The 26003-nt window shown below is 64.2% G+C and carries 22 protein-coding genes and 1 pseudogene; 15 read left to right on the forward strand and 8 right to left on the reverse strand.

Annotated elements, in window-relative coordinates; all coding sequences use genetic code 11:
• Window positions 1-81 precede the first annotated feature (81 nt).
• Window positions 82-267 carry a hypothetical protein gene (locus tag AC1RZR_RS13545; protein ID WP_477270448.1) on the forward strand — a complete coding sequence of 62 codons (186 nt, stop codon included), beginning with the start codon at window positions 82-84 and terminating at the stop codon, window positions 265-267.
• Window positions 268-344: 77 nt separating this feature from the next.
• On the opposite strand, the gene AC1RZR_RS13550 is transcribed toward AC1RZR_RS13545, so the two are convergent.
• The gene (locus AC1RZR_RS13550; RefSeq protein ID WP_481828605.1) at window positions 345-2414 is read right to left on the reverse strand and encodes a hypothetical protein; all 2070 of its coding nucleotides are present in this window, start codon (window positions 2412-2414) and stop codon (window positions 345-347) included.
• Between the two features lie 183 nt (window positions 2415-2597).
• Between AC1RZR_RS13550 and ypfJ the strand changes: the two genes are divergently transcribed.
• The 3 genes from ypfJ (at window position 2598) to AC1RZR_RS13565 (ending at window position 5863) form a co-directional block, all read left to right on the forward strand.
• Entirely contained in the window at window positions 2598-3524 is a 927-nt protein-coding gene (ypfJ, locus tag AC1RZR_RS13555) for a KPN_02809 family neutral zinc metallopeptidase (protein WP_477270452.1), read from the forward strand.
• Window positions 3525-3680: 156 nt separating this feature from the next.
• Window positions 3681-4946: a TCR/Tet family MFS transporter gene (locus tag AC1RZR_RS13560; protein ID WP_477270454.1), complete on the forward strand. Its 1266-nt coding sequence runs from the start codon at window positions 3681-3683 to the stop codon at window positions 4944-4946.
• The gene (locus AC1RZR_RS13565) at window positions 4943-5863 is read left to right on the forward strand and encodes an aldo/keto reductase (protein ID WP_477270456.1); all 921 of its coding nucleotides are present in this window, start codon (window positions 4943-4945) and stop codon (window positions 5861-5863) included. The genes AC1RZR_RS13560 and AC1RZR_RS13565 overlap by 4 nt, the downstream gene beginning before the upstream one ends.
• A 229-nt stretch (window positions 5864-6092) precedes the next feature.
• Here the strand turns inward: AC1RZR_RS13565 and carA are convergent, their stop codons facing one another.
• A complete protein-coding gene (carA, locus tag AC1RZR_RS13570; RefSeq protein WP_477270458.1) occupies window positions 6093-7298 on the reverse strand; it encodes a glutamine-hydrolyzing carbamoyl-phosphate synthase small subunit in 1206 nt (401 codons plus the stop codon).
• Between the two features lie 276 nt (window positions 7299-7574).
• Here carA and AC1RZR_RS13575 point away from each other — a divergent pair, with 276 nt between their 5' ends.
• From AC1RZR_RS13575 to AC1RZR_RS13595, 5 genes and pseudogenes are all read left to right on the forward strand, one after another.
• Window positions 7575-8024, forward strand: a complete 450-nt coding sequence (locus AC1RZR_RS13575) for a GatB/YqeY domain-containing protein (protein WP_481828606.1) — start codon at window positions 7575-7577, stop codon at window positions 8022-8024.
• Window positions 8025-8235: 211 nt separating this feature from the next.
• On the forward strand, window positions 8236-8562 hold the full coding sequence (locus AC1RZR_RS13580) for a PadR family transcriptional regulator (RefSeq protein WP_477270462.1): 327 nt from the start codon (window positions 8236-8238) through the stop codon (window positions 8560-8562).
• Window positions 8559-9125: a DUF1700 domain-containing protein gene (locus tag AC1RZR_RS13585; protein WP_477270464.1), complete on the forward strand. Its 567-nt coding sequence runs from the start codon at window positions 8559-8561 to the stop codon at window positions 9123-9125. The genes AC1RZR_RS13580 and AC1RZR_RS13585 overlap by 4 nt, the downstream gene beginning before the upstream one ends.
• 34 nt (window positions 9126-9159) lie before the next feature.
• Window positions 9160-9867, forward strand: coding sequence for a GIN domain-containing protein (locus tag AC1RZR_RS13590; protein ID WP_477270466.1), 708 nt, complete (start codon window positions 9160-9162; stop codon window positions 9865-9867).
• A 115-nt stretch (window positions 9868-9982) separates the two neighbouring features.
• Window positions 9983-10237 (forward strand): annotated as a pseudogene (locus tag AC1RZR_RS13595) (3-oxoadipate enol-lactonase); the annotation flags it as partial.
• A gap of 52 nt (window positions 10238-10289) precedes the next feature.
• Here the strand turns inward: AC1RZR_RS13595 and AC1RZR_RS13600 are convergent.
• Window positions 10290-11279 (reverse strand): hypothetical protein, encoded by a 990-nt coding sequence (locus tag AC1RZR_RS13600; protein WP_477270468.1) that lies wholly within the window; start codon window positions 11277-11279, stop codon window positions 10290-10292.
• 413 nt (window positions 11280-11692) lie between these two features.
• Here AC1RZR_RS13600 and AC1RZR_RS13605 point away from each other — a divergent pair, with 413 nt between their 5' ends.
• Window positions 11693-12409, forward strand: coding sequence for a DNA helicase (locus AC1RZR_RS13605; protein ID WP_477270470.1), 717 nt, complete (start codon window positions 11693-11695; stop codon window positions 12407-12409).
• A 23-nt stretch (window positions 12410-12432) separates the two neighbouring features.
• Here AC1RZR_RS13605 and AC1RZR_RS13610 read toward each other — a convergent pair whose 3' ends face one another.
• Window positions 12433-13386, reverse strand: coding sequence for a hydrogen peroxide-inducible genes activator (locus tag AC1RZR_RS13610; protein WP_477270472.1), 954 nt, complete (start codon window positions 13384-13386; stop codon window positions 12433-12435).
• 262 nt (window positions 13387-13648) lie between these two features.
• Between AC1RZR_RS13610 and katG the strand changes: the two genes are divergently transcribed.
• Both katG and AC1RZR_RS13620 read left to right on the forward strand, forming a co-directional pair.
• Window positions 13649-15835, forward strand: a complete 2187-nt coding sequence (katG, locus tag AC1RZR_RS13615; protein ID WP_477270474.1) for a catalase/peroxidase HPI — start codon at window positions 13649-13651, stop codon at window positions 15833-15835.
• Window positions 15836-16028: 193 nt separating this feature from the next.
• Window positions 16029-16586 carry a GNAT family N-acetyltransferase gene (locus AC1RZR_RS13620; protein WP_477270476.1) on the forward strand — a complete coding sequence of 186 codons (558 nt, stop codon included), beginning with the start codon at window positions 16029-16031 and terminating at the stop codon, window positions 16584-16586.
• Between the two features lie 12 nt (window positions 16587-16598).
• On the opposite strand, the gene AC1RZR_RS13625 is transcribed toward AC1RZR_RS13620, so the two are convergent.
• Window positions 16599-17015, reverse strand: a complete 417-nt coding sequence (locus AC1RZR_RS13625; protein WP_477270478.1) for a MerR family transcriptional regulator — start codon at window positions 17013-17015, stop codon at window positions 16599-16601.
• A gap of 109 nt (window positions 17016-17124) precedes the next feature.
• Here AC1RZR_RS13625 and AC1RZR_RS13630 point away from each other — a divergent pair, with 109 nt between their 5' ends.
• Window positions 17125-19407 carry a heavy metal translocating P-type ATPase gene (locus AC1RZR_RS13630; RefSeq protein WP_477270480.1) on the forward strand — a complete coding sequence of 761 codons (2283 nt, stop codon included), beginning with the start codon at window positions 17125-17127 and terminating at the stop codon, window positions 19405-19407.
• A gap of 18 nt (window positions 19408-19425) precedes the next feature.
• On the opposite strand, the gene AC1RZR_RS13635 is transcribed toward AC1RZR_RS13630, so the two are convergent.
• The 3 genes from AC1RZR_RS13635 to AC1RZR_RS13645 all read right to left on the reverse strand — a co-directional run bounded on the left by AC1RZR_RS13635 (window position 19426) and on the right by AC1RZR_RS13645 (window position 22716).
• Window positions 19426-20610: an MFS transporter gene (locus AC1RZR_RS13635; protein WP_477270482.1), complete on the reverse strand. Its 1185-nt coding sequence runs from the start codon at window positions 20608-20610 to the stop codon at window positions 19426-19428.
• Between the two features lie 126 nt (window positions 20611-20736).
• Window positions 20737-20946, reverse strand: coding sequence for a DUF2061 domain-containing protein (locus tag AC1RZR_RS13640; protein WP_477270484.1), 210 nt, complete (start codon window positions 20944-20946; stop codon window positions 20737-20739).
• Window positions 20947-21051: 105 nt separating this feature from the next.
• The gene (locus AC1RZR_RS13645) at window positions 21052-22716 is read right to left on the reverse strand and encodes a Na/Pi cotransporter family protein (protein WP_477270486.1); all 1665 of its coding nucleotides are present in this window, start codon (window positions 22714-22716) and stop codon (window positions 21052-21054) included.
• 349 nt (window positions 22717-23065) lie between these two features.
• On the opposite strand from AC1RZR_RS13645, the gene AC1RZR_RS13650 reads away from it, so the two are divergent.
• Both AC1RZR_RS13650 and dnaG read left to right on the forward strand, forming a co-directional pair.
• Window positions 23066-23431, forward strand: a complete 366-nt coding sequence (locus tag AC1RZR_RS13650) for an RcnB family protein (RefSeq protein ID WP_477270488.1) — start codon at window positions 23066-23068, stop codon at window positions 23429-23431.
• Window positions 23432-23582: 151 nt separating this feature from the next.
• Complete coding sequence (dnaG, locus tag AC1RZR_RS13655; RefSeq protein ID WP_477270490.1) at window positions 23583-25526, forward strand: DNA primase; 1944 nt, start codon at window positions 23583-23585, stop codon at window positions 25524-25526.
• The last annotated feature ends 477 nt before the right edge of the window (window positions 25527-26003 follow it).

Here is a 26003-nt window from a genome sequence, read left to right on the forward strand (position 1 = left end):
GCGACGAGCCGCCGGAACCGCCTGATCTTATACACGTTGCTCCTGACACCGCGCGATTGGCGCGCGCCAAGGGAGGAAGCGATGGGCGTTGAACAGGCACCGACCGCAAAGGGCAAGCAGGCGGCCAAGGGATTGAAACAGGCGGCGGCGAAGGACGAGCGCAAGACCGAGGCCGAGACCGGCCACCCGCTGAAGAAGGGCGCCGCGCGGTTCGAGGAGCGCTCGAAAAGTTCTGATGGCAAGAGCGCCGGCACCAAGCAGAAATAAACAACGGCACCTGTTATGCTGACGTTGTCAGACCGATGTGAGCGGTTGTAGGCGAATGCCGCCTGTTGGGATGTGGCTCACTCCTTGACATCTTGGACCCAGCTGCGCGGGTGGCCGTCAACGCGGAACTGGAAGATGAAATAGGGCGGGATGCATGTGCCTGTGCCAGGCTTGGCCTGGGGCAGATCGTCATAGCCTGCGGTGCAGATATAGTCCTCGCGGCAGGGGTGCGCCTTGTCGCAGGCGCGCAGGCCGGCGGTCTTGGTGAATTCCTTAGTGCAGAATTTGTGGTCCTTGCCCGACGCGATGCAGTCGTTGAAACCGGTCTTGGCCAACCGGCCGCACGTCGCCTCGTCGGGAAGCTTGTCGCAGCTCGCCTTGCGCAGCATGCCGCCGGGAAAGCCGCCGGTCTTCTGTTCGGGATTGTCATAGCGCTGGCGCGCGGCGCCATAGCCGGCGAGCTTGACCAGCGGCTTCTTGTCCCGCGCCGGATCGATGGCGCATGCCTTGGCGGTGGCCGGCGACAGGCGGCAATACTGGTCGCTGCCCCATGCCGACATTCTTATCTCGCCAAACTCGACGGGATCGCCGACTGCCGTGCCAGCCTCGCTGACGCAGGTGCCGAAGCCCGGATGGATGGCGCTTTCGTGGACGCCGGCGCAGCGCAGGCCTTCGCCGCAGCTCCAGTCCTTGAAGCTTGGATCCTCGCCGCGATAGCAGATCGAGCCCCAGCCATCGTAGAGGTCGGTGCCTTTCAGCGCCTCGGCATATTTCTGGTCCGGGCGGGCGGCGAAGCCGCGCGTGAAATCCGGATGGCCACCTGCGGCAAACTGCTCGACGATGGCGCGGCGGCGTGGCAGGTCGGCGAAGAACACGGCCGAGCCCGGCACGAAGACGGCATTGCGGCGCGGCTCGCTGGCCGGGTCGGCGCCGGTGTAGTGGAAGCCGGCAATGCCATGCGTCTGGTGGCAGCCGGTGCAGGTCATCTCGTTGAGCCGCAGTTCGAAGCCGGCCACCGACTTTATGGTGGCGAGCGTGTTGCCCCTGGCGACATAGTCCTTCAGCGCTTGGTCGATATCGGCGTCTTCGACCAGCCCGTAGGCGATGTTGTTCTGCGACCGGCTCAGCCCGCCGGGCGCGACGGAGACGGCGCTTTTGGCCAGGAATTTTTCGTCGATGACCAGCCGGCCATGGTCGAGGTCGTAGATGTTGCGGTCGGTGAGCAGCCATTTGGCGAAGGCCGGCTTGTCGGCCAGAACCGTCGCCCGGTCGATCTGGTTCTCCATCTTCGATTCGTAGAAGCTCGAGGCGGCTGGATCCCATTTGAAGATCTTCAGCAGATACTCGGCATGGCCGCCGAAATCGCGCCGCGTCGAGGCCGATAGCCTGAGCACTTGCATGTTGAGTTCGAGCCGCATGATCTGCGACGAATTCAGCATGGCGCCGGAGAGTGGGCCTTCGTCGGAGCGCAGCCAGGCAGCGAGCTGATCCGGCGCAAGGTCCTTCCGCCCGGCGGCAAGCCAGCGCCCGGCGACGTCGGCACAGGACGCGTCCGTCGCGCTCGGCAGGTCCTTTGAAGCGCGGGCCTGCGCTCGCGTCGGCTTGGCGTTGAACACCAGGCTCATGGTCAGCGGCAGGCGCGAGGAAATGCGCTGGCTGACCTTTCCCTTCACCGGCTTTTCCGCGACCGAATAGTGGAAGCGGTAGATCAGCCGGACCTCGCCGCATTCGGTATGACCGAGATAGCCCCGGTCCATGCGGTTGACGACGCCGGTCAGGTCGAGCGTCGAGCCGTCGTCATCGATGTATTTCGGATTGAATTTCGGACTGGTGTCCGTCGACTTCGCCATGGCCGCGACATAGGGGTCGGGGCTGGTCTTCGGCTCGTCGGCGATCTGCTGCTTTACGGTGTCGCGCACCGTCGCCAGCGCCGGCACCGAAAACAGGCCGCGATTGTCGACGTCGCGGGTGAGGCCGAGTGCCGGGCCTAGCAGGCGGCTGATCGACAGGCCGCCACGCTCCAGCGCCTGCAAGGTGGCGGGATCGGTGACGGCAACGCCGGAATCGAGCGTCACCGCGCCGGCACTTGTGAGACCAAGGCAGAGCAGTGCCGCGAGCAGCGACAGGAATTCACCGATGGTCTTCAAGCCTCGCGTACCCCTCCGTTTGCGGCGATGCTACAGGCCTTCCCTGGTCTCGGCCAGAGTGGCGAGGCCGCCATATCAGCCTCGAAAAATGCTGTGACTTGGTGCAACCATTGGGATAATTGTTTGTTGGGTTGAACCGGCCTTGCCGGAACAACGGGGAAGTTTGCAGCACGAGGAGTTGCCATGCTCTGGAGAGGCCGTCGTCAGAGTGACAATATCGAGGACGACCGCAGCGACAGCGGCGGCGGTCTCGGCGGCGGCAGCCCCGGCCAGTTCCGCATCCCGATCGGCGGCCGTGCCGGCGGCGGCGGCAGCATCTTTCTGGTCATCCTGGTTGTTCTCGCCGGATGGTATTTCGGCTTCGATCCGTCGACGATCCTCGGCGGTGGCGATGGCGGACTGCTGCCGGGCGGCGGCGGCCAGATCACCGACGACAGCGGCGGCCAGGACAGCGGCGCGGGTGCGCCCGCCAATGACGAGATGAAGCAGTTCGTCGCCACCGTGCTGGCCGAGACCGAAGACACCTGGACTGGCATCTTCAAGTCTCAGGGGTTGACCTACGAGGACCCGAAGCTGGTTCTGTTCAGCGGCCAGATCCGCTCGGCTTGCGGCTCGGCCTCGTCGTCGGCCGGGCCCTTCTATTGTCCCGGCGACCACAAGGTCTATCTCGACATGACCTTCTTCCAGCAACTGGACCAGCAGTTCGGCGCCTCGGGTGAATTCGCCCGCGCCTATGTGATCGCGCATGAGGTCGGCCACCACGTCCAGAACCTGACCGGCATCATGTCCAAGTTCAACCAGATGCGGCAAGGCATGAGCGAAGCCGATGCCAACCAGCTGTCGGTCCGCATCGAACTCCAGGCCGACTGCTTCGCCGGGGTGTGGGCGCATTACACGGGGCAGAAAGGCATACTGGAGCAAGGCGATTTCGAAAGCGCGCTGAATGCCGCCAAGCAGATCGGCGACGACACGCTGCAGAAGAAGATGCAGGGCTATGTCGTGCCGGAAAGCTTCAACCATGGCACGTCGCAGCAGCGCCAGACCTGGCTGACGCGTGGCTACAAGAGCGGCAAGCTTTCGGACTGCAACACGCTGAGCGGCCCAATCTGAGAGACTGTTTCTCGAGGCTGATCTGACGGCGAAGGCACCGTCAGGGGATGTCAGGATGAAGAACTTCGGCCTGTTCCCTCATTGTTCCTTGCGGCGGGCTCGCCTATAAGGTGCGTCCGCCTGCGCCCCAGGGCGAGCAGAGGAGCTTGACCCTTCATGATCGACCCCAAAACCGCCAGACGGGGCCTTGCGCTCGTCTTCACCACGCTGCTGCTCGACATCATCGGCTTCGGCATGATCATGCCGGTGCTGCCGGCCTATCTCAGGGAGTTGACCGGCGTCAGCATCAGCGGCGCGGCGATCGAGGGTGGTTGGCTGTTCTTCGTCTATGCGGCGATGCAGTTCTTTTTCGCGCCCATCATGGGCGGCTTGAGCGACCGGTTCGGACGGCGGCCGATCCTGCTCGCCTCGGTGCTGACCTTTTCCATCGACAATCTGATCTGCGCCGTCGCCTGGTCTTATCCCATGCTGTTCATCGGCCGCGTGCTGGCCGGCATTTCGGGTGCCAGCTATTCGACGACATCCGCCTTCATCGCCGACATCTCGAATGATGAGAACCGGGCGAAGAATTTCGGACTGCTCGGCATCGCCTTTGGCGTCGGTTTCGTCATCGGACCGGTTCTGGGCGGGCTGCTCGGCACGTTCGGGCCGCGCGTGCCGTTCTATTTCGCTGCCGGGCTGGCTTTCGTGAACTTCCTGATCGCGCTGTTCCTGTTGCCGGAAACGCTCGATGACAAGCACCGCCGCCGCTTCGACTGGAAACGCGCGAACCCGGTCGGGACGCTTCTGCAGATGCGCCAGTACAAAGGCATCGGCTGGGTCGGGCTTGTCTTCTTTCTGATGACGCTCGGGCACATGATGTATCCGGCGGTGTGGTCGTTCGTCTCCAATTACCGCTATGGCTGGAGCGAGCAGCAGATCGGCTTCTCGCTTGGCGCCTTCGGTCTGTGCGGCGCGATCGTCATGGCGACGGTGCTGCCGCGCGTCATTCCCATGCTTGGCGAGTGGAAGACGGCGGTCATCGGCCTTGCCTTCACGGCGCTCAGCGCGTTCGGTTACGCCTTCGCGTCGCAAGGCTGGATGATCTATGCGGTGATCGTCGTCGGCTGTCTGGAAGCGCTGGCCGATCCGCCGCTGAGGAGCCTCGCCGCCGCCAAGGTGCCGCCTTCGGCGCAAGGCGAACTGCAAGGTGCGATGACCTCGATCTTCTCGATCACCTCGATCATCACGCCGCTGCTCTATACGGCGATCTTTTCCTGGTTCACGGGGCCGAATGCGCCTGTGACCTTCGGCGGCGCGCCCTATCTGGTTGGCGCGTTTTTCCTGACGCTGGCGCTCATCGTCTTCGTCACCAAAGTGGCCAGACCGGCGCCGCTCAGAAACGTCACTGCCGGCGTCGCGGAAGATGGAGCGCAGATATGAGCCACGATAGCCGCATTGCCCTGACCGAGGACGGGCTATCGCTGTCGCGGCTGGTTTTCGGCGCCTGGCGCCTGCTCGACAGCGCCGTCAGCCCGGATGCCGAAGCGGTGGCCCGGCTGATCGGCACCGCCGTCGATCTTGGCGTGACCAGCTTCGACCATGCCGACATCTATGGAAACTACGAGGTCGAGGCGGCCTTCGGTGCCGGGCTGGCGCGCTGGAAAGGCAAGCGCGAAGACATCGAGCTGATCTCGAAATGTGACATCATGCTGGCGTCGGACAACCGGCCTCAGAACCGGTTGAAGCACTACGACACCAGTGCCGCCCATATCGCGGCCTCGGTCGACCGCTCGCTCGCCAATCTCGGCACCGATTATCTCGACCTGTTGCTGCTGCACCGGCCGGATCCGCTGATGGATGCCGACGACACGGCGGCGGCATTGGCCGGGCTGGTCAAATCCGGCAAGGTGAGGGCGGTCGGCGTCTCCAATTTTACGCCGTCGCAGTTCGATCTCCTGGCCTCGCGGCTGCCCTTCGCGCTCGCCACCAATCAGATCGAAATGTCGGTGCTGAAGACGTCGCCGCTGACCGATGGCAGCCTCGATCACGCACAGCGGCTTTCCTATGCGCCGATGATCTGGTCACCGCTCGGCGGCGGCTCGCTGTTCACCGGCAAGGAAGGGCGAGAAGCGCGGGTGCGTGCAGCGCTTGCGGCTGTAGCCGCCGAGATCGGTGCCGGCGACCTCGCCGCCGTCGCCATCGCCTGGCTGCTGCGCCATCCGGCGCAGCTGGTGCCGGTGCTGGGCACGATGAAGCCGCAGCGGCTGGCCGCCATGGTCAACGCGCTGGAGATCAGCCTCGACCGCCAGCAATGGTTCGCCATCCTGGAAGCCAGCGAAGGCCGGCCGGTGGCGTAGACCTTCCGAAGGCGCGACGTGATTGTGACATGTCCCTTGGGGCAGAGGTTTGCGCTGCCGCTCATTGCCGGGATTTCTCCCCGTAGAACGGGGGAGAAAGAAGCCGCGCCGTGGCTTTCGCCAGTTTTCGACGTTGCAAGAAAGTGCCAAGGTTGCGGCCAGCCCCTTCTCCCCGTTGAAGGGGAGAAGATGACGGCAACCAGACGAGGGGCAGCGCTAACGGCTCGAGTTAAGCCCGCTCGGCCAGCAATTCTTCGCCGCGCTTTTCGCGGATAAGATTGACGAAGCGGCGGAACAGATAGTGCGAATCCTGTGGGCCCGGCGAGGCTTCGGGGTGATGCTGGACCGAGAACACCGGCCGGCCGGTCAGCGTGATGCCGCAGTTGGAACCGTCGAACAGCGAGACATGGGTTTCCTCGACGCCGGCGGGCAGCGAGTCGGCATCGACCGCAAAGCCGTGGTTCATCGAGACGATCTCGACCTTGCCGGTGGTGTGGTCCTTGACCGGATGGTTGGCGCCGTGATGGCCCTGATGCATCTTGGCGGTCTTGCCGCCCAGCGCCAGCGCCAGCATCTGGTGGCCAAGGCAGATGCCGAACACCGGGATGTCGGTCTTCAGCAGGTCCTGGATCACCGGCACGGCATAGTCGCCGGTGGCTTCCGGATCGCCGGGGCCGTTAGAGAGGAAGATGCCGTCGGGCTGCATGGCAAGGATTTCTTCAGCGCCCGTGTTGGCCGGCACCACGGTGACCTTGGCGCCGAGGCCGGCGAGCAGGCGCAGGATGTTGCGCTTGACGCCGTAGTCGATGGCAACGACATGCATCGAGGGCTCCGCCTGTTCGCCAAAACCTTCGTTCCAGACCCATGGCGTCTCGCGCCAGACCGATGACTGGCCTGAGGTGACCTCCTTGGCGAGATCGAGCCCGATCAGGCCCGACCATGCGGCGGCGCGCTGCTTCAGATCGTCGAGGTCGAAGACGCCGTCGGGTGCGTGCGCGATGACGGCGTTGGGCATGCCCTTTTCGCGGATCAGCGCGGTCAGCGCGCGGGTGTCGATGCCCGACAGGGCGACGATACCGCGCTTCTTCAGCCACTGGTCGAGACCGGTGCCGGCACGGTAGTTCGACGGGTTGGTGACCTCGGCCTTGAACACGGCACCGACGGCGCCGGCGCGGGCAACCGGATTGAGGTCCTCGATGTCCTCGTCATTGGTGCCGATGTTGCCGATATGCGGGAAGGTGAAGGTGACGATCTGGCCGGCATAGGACGGGTCGGTAAGGATCTCCTGGTAGCCGGTCAGCGCGGTGTTGAAGCAGACCTCGGCGACGGCGGAGCCGGTGGCGCCCAGGCCGCGACCCTCAATGACGGTGCCGTCGGCCAGCACCAGAAGGGCAGTCGGCTTTTCGGTTGCCCAGGGGGCGGTCATCTCGGCCATGCGGCACTCCTATGAGGCTGCGCGCTTCAACCGGCCCGGCGGGCCATCTGCGCAGCAAACGGCGCAAAGCGGCGATTTCGCAGCTTTCACGCACTCAGGCTTCAGTTCATGCAAGGCCCAGTACATAGGGGAAGGGGACAGAGCGGTCAATGATCATGCGAAATCGAGATCCGAATTATTTCGTCAAGCAATATCAGTAGCTTGCCTGACAATATCAGAGTTTGCCTTGGCCTGCTCGCGGCGCTATTGTCCGCGCCGATCGAAGGAGAAAGCACCATGCGTGGCAAAATCGCCGAATCCCTGAAGAGTGCGATGAAGGCGCAGGACAAGCACCGGCTGCCGACGCTGCGGCTGATCCAGGCGGCCATCCACGACCGCGACATCGCCAATCGCGGTTCCGCCAAGGAGCCGGCCAGCGATGAGGAGATCCTGCAGATCCTGGCCAAGATGGTGAAGCAGCGCGAGGAATTGGCCAAGGCGTTCGACGACGGCAAAAGGCCGGAACTGGCCGCGCAGGAGCGTGGCGAGATGGAGATAATCCGCGCTTTCCTGCCAATGCAGCTGGACGATGCCGCGGTGACCGCGGCGGCGCGCGAGGCGATCGTGGCGACGGGTGCGGCCAGCCAGAAGGACATGGGCAAGGTGATCGCCGCACTGAAGCAGAAATATGCCGGCCAGATGGATTTCGGCAAGGCGAGCGGCATCGTCAAGGGCCTGTTGCAGTAAGGGTCCCCGCAAAGGCGCACGGAAGTCCTGAACTCTTTCCATGAAACAGGTAGCTGACGTCGCGGCGGCACGCGACCTCGCGCATTGATCGGATTTTTTCGCCGAGCACAGCTCCCGCCTCCCGATTGCGCGAGCCGCCGAGGAACGCCCATTCACTACCTTGCATAAACAGGTAGCGTGTTATATACACCTCTGGAAACCGAGATCTGCCATGACCGACTCGATCCAGGTGCAGTTGCGAAAAGGCGCGCTTGATCTGTGCGTCCTGGCCGTGCTGTCGCGGGGCGAAAGCTATGGCTATGAAATCGCCAGCACGCTGGTCGCCGCGGTCAGCATGGGGGAAGGCACGATCTATCCCCTGATGCGGCGGATGCAGAATGACGGCCTGGTCGCGACCCGCATCGTCGAGTCGAGCAGCGGGCCGCCGCGCAAATATTACCGGCTCACGCCGCTGGGTCAGAAGGCTTTCGAAGCTCATAGCCGTGACTGGCGCTCGTTCGCGGGCGCGGTCGATAAACTTCTCGAGGATTTGCCATGACCAGGGATGCCTTCTTGCGCACGCTGAGAGTGGGGCTCGCCGGCCTGCCGCCTCAGGAGATCGAGGATATTGTTGGCGACTACAGCGCTCATTTCGCCGATGCCTCGGGCCGCAGCGAAGCTGAGGTCGCTTCTGCCTTGGGTGATCCGGCCAGGCTTGCCCGCGAGTTGCAGGCCGAGGCCGGGCTGCGCCGCTTCGAAGCCCACTGGAGCGTGTCGAACATGTTGGCGGCGACGCTCGCCCTGGCCGGTCTTGCCTTCGTCGACATCGTCTTCCTGCTGCCGCTGCTCATCATCGCGGCCGTCCTTGCGCTCGGCCTTGGCATCACGCTCGTCGCCATCGGTGCGCTCGGCGTCAAGATCATTCTCACCGCACTGGTGTTCTCCAGCGGCGGGACGCTCACAGCTACGCTGGGTCGCCTGCTCATCGGCGCCGGACTGGTCAGCAGCCTGCTCGGTGGCGGCGCCTTGCTGTTACTAGGCTCGAGTGCGGGCATACGGGTCCTCGGGCGCTATGCGCGGCTGCATTCCCGTCTCACTCAATCGGACCGCAACCGCGTTTGAGCGTTGTTTGTCATTACGTTGAAGGAAACCGACAATGACTGGAAAATTGGCATTCGTCGCCACTGCCGGACTGATCGGCGCCGTCGTCTTTCTGGCTCTGGGCATTGGCCTTTCCGGACCGGATTGGGTCCATGCCGGGGGGGCGTGGATTGGCGGGCAATCCACCTGCGGAGCGGCCACATCCACCAGAAAAGAGATCACATTGCCCTTCAGCGCCGGCGACAGTCTGACGATCGAGTTGCCGGCTTCGGTTCACTACCAGCCGGGGGACAAGGCCGAGGCCGTCGTAACCGGCGACCCAGCGCTGCTCGACCATGTGCGGATGGAAGGCAGCAGGCTCAGTCTGGACTGCGAGCCGGGCTGGTTCGCGCCCCGGTTCGATGTCAACCTGTCGGGGCCGCCGATTTCAGACTGGAAGGTGCTCGGCAGCGGCGACGTTACCTTGTCGCAGATCAATCAGCCTGAACTGCGCTTGAGCATCCGCGGCAGCGGCAGCGTCGCTGCCACCGGAACCGCCCAGACGGTCGGTCTGGAGATTTCCGGGTCGGGCTCGGGGCGGCTCAAAAACCTGATTGCCCAATCCGCACAGATCGAGATTCGTGGCAGCGGCGATGCGCAGATAACCGCGCAAGCGGATGCGGACGTTTCGATTTCCGGCAGCGGTGACGTAGAGCTGTATGGGCACCCGACCATGCGGCGTTCGGAGGTAAGGGGCAGCGGCAGAATCACGCAGGTGCCGTAGCCCGGCTGCCTGCAGTCGTCGGTTTGCGCCCTTGGCTAGCTGGTTGGCTGGTGACCCTACCGGGCCGTTTCCGCGGCTCGAGCGCACGGCGCAACGCTGGCGCCTCCTGCTGGATATGATCCCACGGCAAGGCCTGGCGGGCCTGTTCGCGGCGGTTCGCGATGCGGACCTTCGCCGTACGGTGGCGCTAATCTCCCGGCCGACGCTGGTGATCGCCGGCCAGCATGACACTGTGACGGCTGCCGGCCACAGCGAGCTGATCACGGCGACGGTGCCTGGCGCGAAGCTGGTTGTCCTGCCCGCTGTTCACTTGTCCAATGTCGAATACCATGCCGATTTCATGCAGGCCGTGCTCGATTTTCTGCGGTGAACGGGCGCGCGAAACCACCAGTGAAGTTCGCAGCCTCTTCGGGTGCGGGACTTCAAGACCCCCTGCAAATTGGCAGCGGCTGCGATGGCGGTGCCGGATGATCCTTTTTGTATTGAGCAATCATCGGCTCGAGGGTTTTTCGCGGCCAGAATTTTGGAGCGCCGATTTCTTTCAAACAGGACGCGTTCCAGTAGGGTCTACCGCCCGACTGCGAACGGTTGGCCGCCACTGCGGCGATATCGCGTGATTCAGGGTAGATGTAGAGCGTCGTCGGGTTGTCCTTCACCATTGAGATGATCTGCTGCGCGTCCGCCGGCGACCAGCTGGTGCAGCCATTGCTGCGGCCGCCGGCGTAATCCACCAGCTTGCCAAACGGCACGTAACCGTCATGGTCGGCGTATGAGCTGTTCGGGCTTTTGCGCAGGCACATGCCGCGCAGCACCTGCGCTGCGTGGCCGCCGATCACACGCTGCCTGGCGTTGGCGGCTTCACCTTCGCCGTCAAACTGTATGAAGGTGCGCAGGAAAGCCGCGTCTTGTTTCGCGCCGGTGCGATAGAAGCCCTTGAACGACGTTTTCGACTCACGGGTCATATAGGCCCCGCCGGCAGTGAGTTCCGAATCCATGGCATTGCCGAAGTTCTTCGAGCACCGCCTGCCATTTGAAAAATCGACAGTGCCTTTCAGATTCCGGCCGCCGCCGTGACCCGATGAGATCGCGCGGAACGACTGGCTGGCTTCGCAGATGACATAATACCGGCGCCCGGGCACGCCATTGCCCAGATCGCCGGGACGTGTGGCATCCATGGCGAAGTAACAAGGGTTCTCGACGGCACCTTGCGCTACTTTTTTCAGGTAAAGCGCCCGCGCCCGCTCCAGGACAATCTTTGAGATTTGCCCGTCGCCGTCGCCGACATGGGCCTGCAGCCAGGCGGGAACATCCGCTGGCTGCAGCGCGGCAAACGACCGCGCCGATACCGTCAAGGCGACGACGACGAGGAGGAGGCTGGCGACGACACCCAGAGGGACAGATCTCAATCGCATCGGATCACTTCTCCCGCCAAAGCCATCTTGCGAATCATCGCGGTGTTGTCACCGGAAGCAATCATAAATCGCCTCGCGCCAATCGGCGAAACACATCTTGTTTAGCGCCCTCGCAAGGAAGCTTGCACGTTACGAAATATGCAGCATGGCAGCCGGGGGTGACATTGGCGATCGCCTGGCTGGGCAGGGCGGTGGCGTTGATTCTGCCGCCGGACAGGGTTCACTTGTGTCGGACACAGGCGATTTTCGATCCGCGGGGATTGCGCTATCATTTTGATTCTGGCGCGGCCCACTCCTCCTCCCTCCGCCGGGGAAGCATTATGCATGCGGGGTCATCCGATCACTGAACCGACTGTTCGAGCACCAGGCATAAGGAGGGGTTGCGAAAACTGCTCGCACCAGGAGGTTTTGCGATGAAGCTGTCCGCACCCATCTACCATCTGAAGCGTCAAGCCAGGCTGTTGTCGCGCGAGGGCGGGATTGCGCTGCACGAAGCGCTTGACCGTGTTGCGGCACGGGAAGGTTTCGCCAGCTGGAGCCTGCTTGCGGCCAAGGCAGCCGAGGCGGCGGGGCCCGCCGGCAGACTGTTTGCGCAACTGGAGCCCGGCGACCTGGTTCTGGTCGGCGCACGACCGGGCCACGGCAAGACGCTGATGAGCCTCGAACTCGCGATCGAAGCCATGAAGTCCGGCAATCGCGGCGTGTTCTTCACACTGGAGTATACGGAAAGGGATGTGCTCGACCGGTTTCGCGCCATCGGGGCGGAGCCGGCGCAGTTCAACGACCGGTTCGTGTTCGACAATTCCGATGCCATCAGCGCCGACCACATCGTCAAGACGATGGGCCAGGCGCCACGCGGTACGCTGGTGGTCATCGACTATCTGCAGCTGCTCGATCAGAGGCGGGAAAATCCCGACCTGATGGCGCAGGTTCGGACACTGAAAGACTTTGCCCGAGAGAAGGGATTGATCCTCGTCTTCATCTCGCAGATCGATCGGTCATACGATCCGGCGACCAAGCCGGTTCCCGATCTCAGCGATGTGCGGTTGCCGAACCCGCTGGATCTGTCGCTCTTCAACAAGACCTGCTTCCTGAACAAGGGCGAAATCCGGTTCCAGGCGTCGAGTTGACGATCCGGCCGCCGCTGCTGCCTTCATTGGGCGGCAGCCGTCAGGTTCAGCAGGTGCGCAATCGGCGTCGGATTGTGCTGTGCGCGCAGCGTGTCGGCCGACTGACGAACGACTTCGGAAATCCGCAGCAGCTGTTTGGCGATCGGGCTGGTCTTGCGCCAGACCATGCCGATCGTCCGCGACGGCTGGGGACTCCTGAAGCGTGCGATGGAGACCGATGCAGAGCGTGTCTCCACCGGCACGGCCATTTCCGGGATCAAGGTAACGCCGATGCCGGCGCTGACCATCTGGACCAGGGTCGACAGCGAACTGCCGTCCAGCAACTCGCGTGGCCGTGTCGAATGCATGTTGCAGAAGGACAGTGCCTGGTCGCGGAAACAATGACCCTCTTCCAGCAGAAGCAGCCGCATTTCACGCAGCATCTCGCGATTGGGCACCGGCTTTCCCTCGTCTTCGCCGGGCCGGACCAGCACGAAGTTCTCGGCAAACAACACGATTTCCGTCAGCGACGGTTCGGACACCGGCAAGGCAACGATGGCGGCGTCCAGCCGACCGTCCGCCAGTTCCTGGATCAGCTTCTGCGTCTGCGTCTCGCGCACATGGATATCGAGGCCATCATGCATGCTTGAGAGGTTGCCAATGATGGTCGGCAGGAGGTAGGGCGCGATCGTCGGGATGACGCCAATGCGCAGCCGACCGACCAACCTGTCGCGCGAAGAGCGTGCGAGGTCGGCGAGTTCGTCCACCGAACGCAGGATGTCGCGGACGCGCAAGGCAAATTCTTCGCCGAAATTGGTCAGCCGAACCTGCCGCGGACCTCTTTCGAAAAGCTCCGTGCCCAGCGTTTCCTCCAACTCCCTGATCTGCACCGAGATGGCGGGCTGGGAGATCGCGCAGGCGTCCGCCGCGCGTCCGAAGTGGTTGTGCCGCGCCAGCGCCTCGAAATAGCGCAGCTGCTTCAATGTCAGATTTGTCATAATGTGATCTTATCGCTGCAATCAGGAAATCCAACTTAAATTAATCGCGCAGCTTTGCTATAGGATCTGCAAGGGAGATGAGGAGCAGCCGGGACGGCTTCGTCCAGGGTCCCCCAGCAACAGGACATCCAAGATATTCGGTCGCGTATCGGGCATATGGTCATTGCGCCAGCCATGAAACGGACCGCTTCCAGGGACATCCATTGTCCTTGTTCACGCAGCAGTTGAAAACAGCTCAACACAGCCACGATCGGAGAAAAACATGGACGCACAAACTGACGATCCCAGCACGGGCAAATGCCCGGTCGTGCACACCGCCGTTGGCAGGGTCAACCGCGACTGGTGGCCGAATCAGCTCAATGTCCAGATTCTCCATCAGCAGTCGCCGCTGTCCGATCCGATGGGTGAGGCCTTCGACTACGCCGAGGAATTCAAGAGTCTCGACCTCGACGCTGTGATCAAGGACCTGCATGCGCTGATGACGGACTCGCAGGAGTGGTGGCCGGCCGACTTCGGCCATTACGGGCCGCTGTTCATCCGCATGGCCTGGCACAGCGCCGGCACCTATCGCATCGCCGACGGCCGTGGCGGCGCCGGGGCCGGCCAGCAGCGCTTCGCGCCGCTGAACAGCTGGCCGGACAACGTCAACCTCGACAAGGCCCGGCGGCTGTTGTGGCCGATCAAGCAGAAATACGGCCGCAAGATTTCCTGGGCCGACCTTCTGATCCTGACGGGCAACGTCGCGCTGGAATCGATGGGCTTCAAGACCTTCGGTTTTGCCGGCGGCCGCGCCGACGTATGGGAGCCCGAGGAAGACATTTATTGGGGTCCGGAAGGCAAGTGGCTGGCCGACGAGCGCTACAGCGGCGACCGCGATCTCCAGGATCCGCTCGGCGCGGTGCAGATGGGCCTGATCTATGTCAACCCGGAAGGGCCGAACGGCAAGCCCGATCCGCTCGCCTCGGCGCGTGACATTCGCGACACCTTCGCGCGCATGGCCATGAACGACGAGGAGACCGTCGCGCTCATCGCCGGCGGCCACACCTTCGGCAAGACCCATGGTGCGGGCGATGCGACGCTGGTGGGCGTGGAGCCGGAAGGCGCCGACATCGAGCAGCAAGGCCTCGGCTGGGCGAGCAAGTTCGGCACCGGCAAGGGTGGCGACGCCATCGGCAGCGGCCTGGAAGTGACCTGGACGACGACGCCGACCAAGTGGAGCAACGACTTCTTCGACAATCTGTTCGGCTTCGATTGGGAATTGACCAAGAGCCCGGCCGGCGCCCACCAGTGGACGCCGAAGGGTGGTGCCGGCGCCGGCACAGTGCCCGATGCGCACAATTCGGCCAAGCGCCACGCGCCCTCGATGCTGACCAGCGATCTCGCCCTGCGGTTCGATCCCTCCTACGAGACGATCTCGCGGCGGTTCCACGAGAATCCGGATCAGTTCGCCGACGCGTTCGCACGCGCCTGGTACAAGCTGACGCACCGCGACATGGGCCCTCTCGTGCGCTATCTCGGTCCGTTGGTTCCAAAGGAGGAACTGCCCTGGCAGGACGTCATTCCGGCAGTCGATCATGTGCTGATCGACGAAGAGGACGCTGCGGCGCTGAAGGCCAGGATCCTGGCGTCGGGCCTGTCGGTGTCGCAGCTGGTCTCGGCGGCGTGGGCGTCGGCCTCGACCTTCCGTGGCTCCGACAAGCGCGGCGGTGCCAATGGCGCGCGCATTCGCCTTGCGCCGCAGAAGGACTGGGCCGTCAACCAGCCGGCTGAACTCGCCAAGGTGCTCGACAAGCTCGAAGCGATCGGCAAGGAGTTCAATGCTTCGCAGACCGGCAGCAAGAAGGTCTCGCTTGCCGACCTGATCGTTCTCGGCGGCGGAGCGGCCATCGAGAAGGCCGCCGGGCACGGTGTGACGGTTCCCTTCACGCCGGGACGCATGGATGCCTCGCAGGAGCAGACGGACATCCACTCCTTCGCGCCGCTGGAACCGACCGTTGACGGCTTCCGTAACTATGTCAGCGGCAAGCAGCGGCTGACCGTCGAGGAGGCGCTGGTCGACCGCGCGCAGTTGCTGACGCTGACGGCGCCGGAGATGACGGTTCTCGTCGGTGGCCTGCGCGTTCTCGGGGCCAATGCCGGGCAGTCCAAGCACGGCGTCTTCACCATGCAGCCGGAAACGCTGAGCAACGATTTCTTCGTCAACCTGCTCGACATGGGCACGGAGTGGAAGGCCGCCTCGGACGCCAAGGACGTGTTCGAAGGCCGCGACCGCAAGACCGGTGAAGTCAAGTGGACCGGCACCCGCGCCGACCTCATCTTCGGCTCGCACTCGCAGCTGCGCGCGCTGGCCGAAGTCTATGCGACGGCGGACGCCAAGGCGAAATTCACCAGGGATTTCGTGGCGGCTTGGGCCAAGGTGATGAACGCCGACCGTTTCGACATCGCCTGAGCCCACATAACGACAGTCCGGCACGGCCTGGAAATGGCTGGGCCGGAGCGTCGGTTCCTCCCAAGGGCAAAAGACCAGGGCCGCGTTTCCAGCGATGGGAACGCGGCCTTGTCGCAAGAGACCGCGCCTTGGTGGACCGTGTCCTCCCGGGCAATGCTGCTATTTATCGGCGTAACTTCTCCGCCGGTGCAACATGGTCGAAATCGTCAAACCCGCGCTTGAACATTTGCCGTCCTACAAGGCGGCGCTCGAACGTGGGTGGTCGCCGGACAATGTGCGGCTCGAGCAAGCGACTCGCGAGCAGCTTGCCGCGATCGAAAGGGATCCGGTGGCTTTTCTCGCCGACCTCGATGATCCCCAGGCCAAGGGCGGCCCGATCACCTTGCCCGACGGCAGAAAGGTGCCGCGCCTGCCGGGGTTCCGCCGCTGGATCTGGGATGGCGAGGCATCCGGTTCGATCGGCTTCCGCTGGCAGCAGGGTACGGCAGCGCTGCCGCCGCACGTGCTCGGCCATATCGGCTATGCGGTGGTACCGTGGAAGCGGCGACGCGGCTACGCCACCGAGGCGCTGCGGCTGATGCTGGGCGAGGCGAGGGCAGTCGGCCTGCCCTATGTCGAGATCACCGCCAAGCCGGGCAATCCGGCCTCGCACAAGGTGATCCTTGCCAATGGCGGCAAGCTCGTCGAGCGCTTCTTCGAGGATGCAGCCTATGGTGGGGTGGAAAGCCTGCGGTTCCGGATCGAGTTGTAGCCCGACCCGTCCTCACCCGTGCTCGTCGGCGCACAGCGCGTGGTCGGACAGGGCGCGGATGACGTAGCAGTCGCCGACCGTCTTGCCGTCGCAGCAGGAGGCGATGCGTTCGAGTTCGGACTCCAGCCGCTTGAGCTGGGCAATCTTCTCCCGGACGGATATCAGTTGCTCGCCGGCGATCCGATCGGCGTGGCCGCAAGGCTGTTCGGGATGACCGCTCAATTCGATCAGCGAGCGGATGTCTTCGACGGCGAAGCCGAGGTCGCGGGCGTGGCGGATGAAGGCCAGCCGCTCCAGCTCCTGCCTGCCATAGCGGCGCTGGTTGCCTTCCGAACGCTCGGGTGCGGCAACCAGGCCCATCTGCTCGTAGTAGCGGATGGTTGGCACCTTGACCCCGGTGCTGCGCGAAAGATCACCGATCGAAAACATGAATTTTGCCTCTTGAAGCTCTAGTGACTAGAGCAATTACAGTGCCTGGCATCAGGGTTCAAGGCCCATGCGGCGGCACGCCGCGCGGGCAAGGCAGACAGGTGATGCGATGACGGCGCCCCTCAAGCAGGCAAGTATCAGGCAGACACGGTTCAGGATCGGCGGCATGGACTGCGCCTCCTGCGCGGCCAAGATCGATACGGCGGTGCGCCGCCTCGACGGTGTCGCCGATGTCTCGGTTTCGGTGACCGGCGCCAGCATGACGGTCAGTCACGGCGGCGCACTGCCGGAAGACAAGGTGCTGCAGCAGGTGGCGCGGCTCGGCTACGGCATCGTCAGGGCGGAGGCGCGCACAGTGCCGGTGTCGGGCAAGGCGCGCGCTGATCACGGCCACGATGACCATGAAGGCCATGACCATGAAGGCCGTGATCACGAGGGCCACGATCATGCGAGCCACAACCATGACGCTGGCAAGCAACCGGCCAGGCCGACAGCCGAAGCCGCCCATCTCCACGGCGATGCCCAGCCGGGGCAGCCGTGGTGGCGCACCCGACGCGCTATGCTGACGCTGGCTTGTGCCGCGGCACTTGTTGCCGCCTACGGCATCGGCCATCTGTTTCCGGCGGCCGAACGCTGGGTTTTCCTGGCCGCGCTGCTGGTCGGCCTGGTGCCGATCGCCCGACGCGCGTTGATGGCCGCGCTGGCCGGTACGCCGTTCTCGATCGAGATGCTGATGACCATCGCCGCCGCCGGCGCCGTGATGATCGGCGCCACAGAGGAAGCCGCCGCCGTGGTGGTGCTGTTCCTGATCGGAGAACTCCTGGAAGGCGTCGCCGCCGGCCGCGCGCGGGCCAGCATCCAGGGTCTTGCCGACCTGGTGCCGAAGACGGCACTTGTCGAGCGGGCCGGCGGCACGGCCGAAGTTCCAGCCGAAAACCTTGCGGTCGGCGACGTGATCGTGGTGCGGCCGGGTGATCGCATCCCGGCCGATGGCGAGATCGTCGAGGGGTCGAGTGATATCGATGAGGCGCCGGTGACCGGCGAGAGCACGCCGAGGCGCAAGGGGATCGCGGAAACTGTCTTCGCCGGCACGATCAGCACCGACGGCGTGCTCAAGGTGCGGGTGACGGCTGCCGCGTCGGACAACACCATAGCCCGCGTTGTGCGGCTGGTGGAGGCGGCGCAGGAGGCCAAGGCGCCGACCGAGCGCTTCATCGACCGCTTCTCGCGCATCTATACGCCTGCCGTGCTGGCGGTCGGCGCGCTGGTGGCGCTGCTGCCGCCGCTGCTTATCGGCGGCGACTGGAGCGAATGGATCTACAAGGGCCTGGCGATCCTGTTGATAGGCTGCCCCTGCGCGCTGGTCATCTCGACCCCGGCGGCGATCGCCGCGGGCCTGGCGACCGGCGCGCGGCGCGGCCTGTTGATGAAGGGCGGTGCTGTGCTGGAAGGCTTTCGCCAGATCACCGCGATCGCTTTCGACAAGACCGGCACGCTGACCACCGGCAAACCGGTGGTCACCGACATCGTGGCGTATGGGCGCGACGAACGCACCGTGCTGGCGCTGGCGGCAGCACTCGAGCAGGTCTCCAGCCATCCGCTGGCAATGGCGATCCTCGGCAGAGCCAAGGCCCACCGGGCGCCGGTGCCGCCTGCCTTGGCCGCCAAGGCAATCTCAGGCAAGGGCGTCGAGGGCAGCGTCGGCGGCGTCGCGGTCTTCCTCGGCTCCGGCTCGGCAGCGGCGGAACGGGCCGTGATGACCGAGGCGCAGCGCGTTGCCGTTGACAGCCTCAACGGCCAGGGCAAGACTGTCTCGGTGCTGGTGGCCGATGGCGTGGTGGCGGGGCTGATCGCCATGCGTGATGAGCCGAGGCCGGATGCGGCGGCCGGCATTGCGGCGCTCAAGGCCGAGGGCATCCGCACGGTGATGCTGACCGGCGACAACCGCCGCACCGCCGAAGCCATTGCCGCTTCGCTCGGCATCGAGGCGCGGGCAGAGCTCTTGCCTGAGGACAAGCAGCGCATCGTCGGAGAGCTGCAGCGCGAGGGGCTGAAGGTGGCCAAGGTCGGCGATGGCATCAACGATGCACCGGCGCTGGCCGCAGCCGATATCGGCATCGCCATGGGTGGCGGCACCGATGTGGCGCTGGAAACGGCGAATGCTGCGATCCTGCATGGCCGGGTCATGGATGTCGCGCGCATGGTGCGGCTGTCGCGCGCGGTGATGGCCAACATCGGCCAGAACATCACCGTGGCGCTGGGGCTGAAGGCGGTGTTCCTGGTCACCACCATTGCCGGCATCACCGGCCTGTGGCCGGCGATCCTGGCCGACACCGGTGCCACCGTGCTGGTCACCGCCAACGCCATGCGCCTGCTGCGCTGGCGCGGATGAGCGCCTTTGCCGCGTGCTCTACTCGGCTGGGGCCGTCAGCGGCGGCGTGGCGTCGCTGCGTCCCTCCCAGACATAAGAAGCGAGCGCCACCGCGACGGCGACCAGCATGGCGATGGCGCCAAGCAACGGCAGGCTGCGGTAGCCATAGCCGCCATTCAGCATGGCCGCGCCCAGCGATGCTGCAAGCGCGATGCCGACATTGAAGCCGGATGGAATGAGCGAGGAGGCGAGGTTGGACGCATCCGCGGTCCAGGCCAGGATGCGGGTCTGGATCGGCGTGCCGATGGCAAAGTTGAGACCGCCCCAGATGACGATCGCGACAACCATCGGCACGGGATAGGGGCTGACGGCATAGATCACCGCCAGCGTTACTGCCTGCAGGGCCAGCATTGTGATCAGTGACGGCATCAGCTTCCAGTCGGAGAGCTTGCCGCCGAGGAAGACGCCGAGCGTGGCGCCGACGCCGTTCAGCAGCAGCACCCACGGCACCAGGCCTTCATCAAGACCTGTGATTTCGAGCAGTGTCGGCGTGATGTAGGTGAACAGGCCGAACTGGCCGATCATCAGCATCAGCATGAGGATCAGCGAGGTCCAGACCTGCTGGCGCGCCAGCACGCGAACCTCGCGCGCCAGGCCGGCGGGCTTGGTCGACGACCCGGTGGTGCGCGGCAAAAGGGCCGCCATGGCAAGCGTTGCCACCACGCCCAGCGCGCACATCACCCAGAAGGTCGCGCGCCAGCCCCAGATGTTGCCGATCGCGGTGCCGGCCGGCACACCGATGACATTGGAAACGGTGAGGCCGGACAGGATCACCGCAACCGCCATGCCGCGCTGGTCCTCGCGCACGAGGCCAACGGCGACCACCATGGCGACGCCGAAATAGGCGCCATGCGCTATCGCCACGGCAATGCGCAGAAGCAGCATCGAGGTGAAGTCGGGCGCCAGCGCACAGGCCGCCTGGCCGATGGTGAAGGCGACGGCGAGCCCGAGCAGCAAGGTCTTGCGCGACAGCGCCTTGGTGGCGAGCGCCAGCAGCGGCCCGCCGATGGCGATGCCGCAGGCGTAGCCGGAAACGAGATAGCCAGCGGAGGGAACCGAAACGCCAAGCCCTTCGGCCACTTGCGGCAGCACGCCGGCGATGACGAATTCGGTGGTGCCGAAAGCGAAGGCGGCAATGAACAGGGCGATGAGCGGAAGCGACATGGGGAAGGCCCTAGCTGGAACGGCCTCAAACCACGGATGGGCGTCGCGGGCAATCCAGAAATTGTGGACGCCGGTTTAGGTTTTCTTGATCGAACTCTCGCGTTACCGAGTCGCGCCCCGGGGTGGCTAAGCCGGGGCCTTGCGTCCGTATGGTATCTTGAGCCACGCCCGCTCGTGGAAATAATAGAGCAGCGATTTGGTGAAGACCTCGGTCAGGCCAATGGCTGCAGCGAGCTTGATGCTTCCGGTCACGACCAGCGAGATGATCATCGTGTCGATGGTGCCGGTCACGCGCCAGGAAAGCGCCTTGGCGAAACTGCGCGAATGGGTGTCCATCGATTTCCTCCGAAAGGTTGGGCCAGCCGACCCATATCCCGACTGGTGGAAACAGAGCAAAGGTATTTTGCCGCCGAGACGAGGACGGTGAAGGCGTCGCAAAAATCAGCTCGCCTTCAACCTCGACCCGGTGAGCAGGCCACGCTCTTCGAGCACGGGATAGGCCATCGACGCCAGCAGCGAGTTGATCTGCTTCAGGTCGCGGATGGTGTCGAGGTGGATCGAGCTGGTCTCGACGCTCTTGGCGGTGCCGTCGCGCAGCCGTACGAAATGGCTGGCGCTGGTTTCCTTCTCGCGGTCGCGCAGCCGGTCCTTTTCCAACACCAGCTGGCGGGCGGTCTCGGGATCACGCGATACCAGCACGTTGAAGGCAAGCCGCGCATTGGCGAGTACCGAGCCATGGAAAGCGGACAATTCGCTCCAGCCCTCGTCGGTGAATTCCAGCCCGCGCTCGAACTTCTTCTTCACATGCACCAGCATATTGCGCACGATGATGTCGCCGACCTGCTCCAGCTTGACGCACGCGCCGATCAGTTCCTGGCAGCGCAGGGCCTCATCCTCGGTCAGCGGATTCCTGGTAAGCTTGGCCAGATAGAGCTTGATCGCTGCGTGCTTGCGGTCGACGCGGTCGTCAAGGGCTGCCAGTGCCTTGATCTTGTCGGCGTCGGCGCTCTCATAGAGCTCGATGATGCGCTTGAGCATGATCTCGACCGTCTCGCAGACCCGCACCACTTCGCGCGTGGCGTTGGCCAATGCCTGGCTCGGCACGTCGAGCGCGCTTTCGTTGAGCGCTGAAAGCTCGACGACGTCGAGCGTGGCGGCCGGCACGGCCTTGGTGCCAAGTGCCACGATCTTCTCCGAGGCGCGGTAGACGAACCCGGCCAGCGGCAGGCCGGCGAGCAGGATCAGCACATTGAACAGGATGTGGGCGTTGACGATCTGGTCCGCCGCCGTCGCGCCGAGGAAGGCGACCTGCGGCCTGAAGGTCATGAACAGCACCAGCATGACCAGCGAGCCAAGTCCGCGCATCAAGAGGTTGCCGATCGGCACGACGCGCACGGCAGGCCCGGCCGAACGGGTCAGCATCGGCGCGATGATGGAAGAGCCCAGATTGACGCCGAGGATGAGAACGACGCCGAGTTCCGGACTGATCACGCCACGGCCGGCCAGCGTCGCCATGAGGAGAACCGCCGCGATGCTCGACTGGAACAGCCAGGTGATCAGCGCCGCCAGCAGATAGGCGGTGATGGAATCGCTGGAGAAGTAGTTGATGATCACCGGCATGAGCTGGCTGTTGCGCAGCGGCTCCGATGCCTGGCCGATCATTTCAAGCGACAGGATCAGCAGGCCGATGCCGACCAGGATGCGGCCGGACTGGCGCCAGTCGCGCCGCTCGGTGGCCATGAACATCACCGTGCCGGTGATCAGGCAGAGCGGCACCAGCAGGGTGAGATCGAAGGTCAGCAGCTTGACCACCAGCGCCGAGCCGATCTCGGCGCCGCGCACGGCAAGCTGGCCGGCGGCGCCTGAGACGATGCCGGAGCCGGCGAAGGAACCGACCAGCAGCGTGACGGCGGTGGAGCTCTGCAGGGCGATGGCGAGGCCGGTGCCGGCCAGCACCGCCATGATCGGATTGCGCATGGTGGCGCGCAATTTGTGGCGCAGCACATCGCCATAGGCGCGTTCGACGCCGGTCTTCACCATGCGTGTGGCAAATAGCATCAGCGCCACGGCGCCGGCCAGATGCAGAAGGACGACGGAACCGCTCATTTCACCGCCCATGTGCGGACGGGGCCCGCAACGCGGACGGCGCGGCGATCGGGGGCAAAAGCGAAGTTGCGAATCATATTCATGGCAGTGACCGACAATAACCCGACTATTTTAGCCGGATAATAAAATCTTGTCGATTTCGAGGGGCCGTTGCCGCGCGACAGGCGGTGTCGGAAAATGGACGGACACGCAAATGGTTGCTGTGGCACGGCGGCTGCTGCCTTTGCGATGATGTTCAATTTTCTGGGGTAAATGGAGGAATTCATTACACAATTGTAATGCAGGCGTTCAGTTTCGGTTCATCGGTGGGTGGCTATCCCTCGGACATCGACAACCAAGGAGACCTCCCATGAAACGCATTGTCCTTTCCGCCCTCGCTTTCTCGATGCTGGCCGCCACGTCGCTCACCGGCCAGGCCGCACCGATGAATGCACCGAACGCTCCGCAGTCGAACTACAGCCAGGTCGACTGGCAGAAGCCCGGCCACCAAGATGTGAAGAAGCGCGTCTTCAAGAAGAAGGTCGTCGTGAAGCGGAACAACTGGCGCAATGGCCAGAAATATTCCAGCTGGAAGCGTCACCAGCCGATCCGCGACTATGGCCGCTATGGCCTGCATCGCCCCGGCCGCGGCCAGGAATGGATCCGCGTCGGCAATGACTATGTGCTGGTCGGCGTCCTCTCCGGCGTCATCTTCGGCGCGCTTGCCGCGCAGTAGACCTGGCGGAGCCGGCACAAGGCTGGAACTTGAAAGGAGGCGGCCCGCAAAGGCCGCCTTTCTTTTTGCCCTGTGGAAACCGGGTATGGCCCGCATTAGGGGTCGTCGGACTTCGCAGGCATGATTATATGGAGGCGAAACGAGTTTCCCGATGCGCTTTCCGCCCGCCTTCCTCGACGAGATCCGCGACCGCGTGCCGATTTCATCGGTCATCGGCCAGCGCGTCGCGTGGGACAGGAAGAAGACCAATGCGCCGCGCGGCGACTACTGGGCCTGCTGCCCGTTCCATGGCGAGAAGAGCCCGTCCTTCCACTGCGAGGACAAGAAGGGCCGCTATCATTGTTTCGGCTGCTCGGTGTCGGGCGATCATTTCAAGTTCCTGACCGAACTCGACGGCATGAGCTTTCCCGAGGCGGTCGAGAAGATCGCCGACATGGCCGGCGTGCCGATGCCGGTTCGCGATGCGCAGGAGGAACGGCGCGAGAAGGAACGCGCCAGCCTGACCGATGTCATGGAGATGGCGACCGCCTTCTTCCAGGAGCGGCTGCAGGGACCGGAAGGCGCGAAAGCCCGCGCCTATCTGCGCGACCGTGGGCTGACACCGGCGACGCAGCAATCGTTCCGGCTTGGCTTTGCGCCCGACAGCCGCAATGCGCTCAAGGAGCATCTCGCCGCCAGGGGTGTTCCCAAGGCCGATATCGAGGCCTGCGGACTGGTGCGCCACGGCGACGACATCCCGGTCTCTTATGACTGGTTCCGCGACCGCATCATGTTTCCGATCCCGGATTCGCGCGGCAAGATCATTGCCTTTGGCGGACGCGCGCTGGCGCCCGATGCGCTGGCCAAATACATGAACTCGCCCGATACGGAGCTCTTCCACAAGGGCAATGTGCTCTACAATTTCGCCCGCGCGCGCAAGGCGCTGGCCAAGGGCGGCACCGTGATTGCCGTCGAAGGCTATATGGACGTGATCGCGCTGGCGCAGGCCGGCTTCGAGAACGTCGTGGCGCCGCTCGGCACGGCACTCACAGAAAACCAGCTCGAACTGCTGTGGCGCATGGCGCCGGAGCCGATGTTGTGTTTCGACGGCGACAAGGCCGGGCTTAAGGCGGCGTGGCGCGCCGCCGACATGGCGCTGCCCTCGGTGCAGGCCGGGCGCTCGGCACGCTTCGCGCTGCTGCCGGAAGGCAAGGACCCCGACGACCTGGTCAAGGCCGAAGGGCCGGATGCGTTCCGCATCGTACTGGCCGAGGCGCGGCCGCTGGCGGATCTTCTGTGGATGCGCGAGACCGCGGGCGGCGTCTTCGATACGCCGGAGCGGCGGGCGGAGTTGGAGAAGACGCTGCGCGAGCTGACCAGCCGCATTCGCGACGAAAGCCTGCGCTACCACTATCAACAGGAGATGCGCGAGCGCGTGCTGAGCTTCTTCGGCAACCAGCGCAGTGCGCGCCAAGGTCGGCAAGATGGGGGCAGGCCAGGCGAGCGCGGCCAGGGCAAGGCCGCGCCCGGCGGACAGTTCGCCAAGGCTGGTGGCGGCCGCATCGCGATCACCGAAAGCCTTGGCCAATCGGCACTGGTCAAGCGCGGCAACGAGGGAATGTCGATGCGCGAGGCGACGATCATCGTCGCGCTGGTCAACCATCCGGCGCTGATCGACGAGAATTTCGCTCATATCGAGTTTCTCGATCTCGCCAACTCCGATCTGAGGCGGCTGCACGGCGCCATCCTCGATGCGATGGCGCATGACATGGCCAATGACCGCCAGGCCGTTATCTCCACCATCGAGCGCGCCGGCTGCGCCGAGATCTGGGAGCGGGCGGTCGGACTGATCCGGCGGGCGCGGCAATGGCCGGCGCTGGAGACCGCCGCGCTCGAGGATGCCCGCGACGCTTTCAGCCAGGCACTGCACTTGCAGCGCAGCGCGCGCACCTTACATAAGGAGCTGAAACAGGCGGAAGCGGCGCTCGCCACCGATCCCACAGACGAAAACTACCGGCACCTGATCGAAATTCAGGCGCAATTCCAGGATGTACAAGCGACGGAAGCGCTGATCGAAGGATTCGGCGTGTCCTCGGGCAGGGCCGGGCGGGCTTAGAGCATGATCCCGAAAAGTGGGAACCGGTTTTCGGACAAGGTCATGCTTCCACCAAAAGCATGATCCCGAAAAGTGGGACCGGTTTTCGGACAAGGTCGTGGCTTCCACCACATGAAGACAGAGCCCTTGCCGGCCCAGCGGCGGGACGGGGTTGGTAAGAGAGTGAAATGTGAAGGCGTTGTTGCGCGTCCAAATGGCGCGTGGCGGGCTAAGTCGGGTAATTGATTCGCTTTTTTCATGCGAATCATGCGAGAGGCGCTTGACCTTCCGGCAGAATGGCGGAATCAGGACGATTCGAAACGTTAACCCGCACCCGCGTCGACGGGAAATAGGCGATGTGAGGTACTGGTCCACTGGACAGGCAGGCTGCCTGCCACAGATATCAGGGTTAATCTGGACTTAACGATAGATGCAGTTACTGGCCCGGTGAAGCGCGTTTCATAAGCGAGCGCATCCGATTTGACTGGTCCGACAGCT

Source organism: Mesorhizobium bavaricum, assembly GCF_056781655.1.

Bases quoted from the DNA above. Each gene is read 5' to 3' on its own strand.
- katG (WP_477270474.1), top strand. From the start codon at position 13,649: ATGGACGCACAAACTGACGATCCCAGCACGGGCAAATGCCCGGTCGTG.
- AC1RZR_RS13580 (WP_477270462.1), top strand. From the start codon at position 8,236: ATGACCGACTCGATCCAGGTGCAGTTGCGAAAAGGCGCGCTTGATCTG.
- AC1RZR_RS13645 (WP_477270486.1), bottom strand. From the start codon at position 22,716: ATGAGCGGTTCCGTCGTCCTTCTGCATCTGGCCGGCGCCGTGGCGCTG.
- AC1RZR_RS13590 (WP_477270466.1), top strand. From the start codon at position 9,160: ATGACTGGAAAATTGGCATTCGTCGCCACTGCCGGACTGATCGGCGCC.
- AC1RZR_RS13565 (WP_477270456.1), top strand. From the start codon at position 4,943: ATGAGCCACGATAGCCGCATTGCCCTGACCGAGGACGGGCTATCGCTG.
- carA (WP_477270458.1), bottom strand. From the start codon at position 7,298: ATGGCCGAGATGACCGCCCCCTGGGCAACCGAAAAGCCGACTGCCCTT.
- AC1RZR_RS13635 (WP_477270482.1), bottom strand. From the start codon at position 20,610: ATGTCGCTTCCGCTCATCGCCCTGTTCATTGCCGCCTTCGCTTTCGGC.
- AC1RZR_RS13585 (WP_477270464.1), top strand. From the start codon at position 8,559: ATGACCAGGGATGCCTTCTTGCGCACGCTGAGAGTGGGGCTCGCCGGC.
- dnaG (WP_477270490.1), top strand. From the start codon at position 23,583: ATGCGCTTTCCGCCCGCCTTCCTCGACGAGATCCGCGACCGCGTGCCG.
- AC1RZR_RS13605 (WP_477270470.1), top strand. From the start codon at position 11,693: ATGAAGCTGTCCGCACCCATCTACCATCTGAAGCGTCAAGCCAGGCTG.
- AC1RZR_RS13620 (WP_477270476.1), top strand. From the start codon at position 16,029: ATGGTCGAAATCGTCAAACCCGCGCTTGAACATTTGCCGTCCTACAAG.
- AC1RZR_RS13545 (WP_477270448.1), top strand. From the start codon at position 82: ATGGGCGTTGAACAGGCACCGACCGCAAAGGGCAAGCAGGCGGCCAAG.
- AC1RZR_RS13625 (WP_477270478.1), bottom strand. From the start codon at position 17,015: ATGTTTTCGATCGGTGATCTTTCGCGCAGCACCGGGGTCAAGGTGCCA.
- AC1RZR_RS13600 (WP_477270468.1), bottom strand. From the start codon at position 11,279: ATGCGATTGAGATCTGTCCCTCTGGGTGTCGTCGCCAGCCTCCTCCTC.
- AC1RZR_RS13575 (WP_481828606.1), top strand. From the start codon at position 7,575: ATGCGTGGCAAAATCGCCGAATCCCTGAAGAGTGCGATGAAGGCGCAG.
- AC1RZR_RS13650 (WP_477270488.1), top strand. From the start codon at position 23,066: ATGAAACGCATTGTCCTTTCCGCCCTCGCTTTCTCGATGCTGGCCGCC.
- ypfJ (WP_477270452.1), top strand. From the start codon at position 2,598: ATGCTCTGGAGAGGCCGTCGTCAGAGTGACAATATCGAGGACGACCGC.
- AC1RZR_RS13640 (WP_477270484.1), bottom strand. From the start codon at position 20,946: ATGGACACCCATTCGCGCAGTTTCGCCAAGGCGCTTTCCTGGCGCGTG.
- AC1RZR_RS13560 (WP_477270454.1), top strand. From the start codon at position 3,681: ATGATCGACCCCAAAACCGCCAGACGGGGCCTTGCGCTCGTCTTCACC.
- AC1RZR_RS13630 (WP_477270480.1), top strand. From the start codon at position 17,125: ATGACGGCGCCCCTCAAGCAGGCAAGTATCAGGCAGACACGGTTCAGG.
- AC1RZR_RS13610 (WP_477270472.1), bottom strand. From the start codon at position 13,386: ATGACAAATCTGACATTGAAGCAGCTGCGCTATTTCGAGGCGCTGGCG.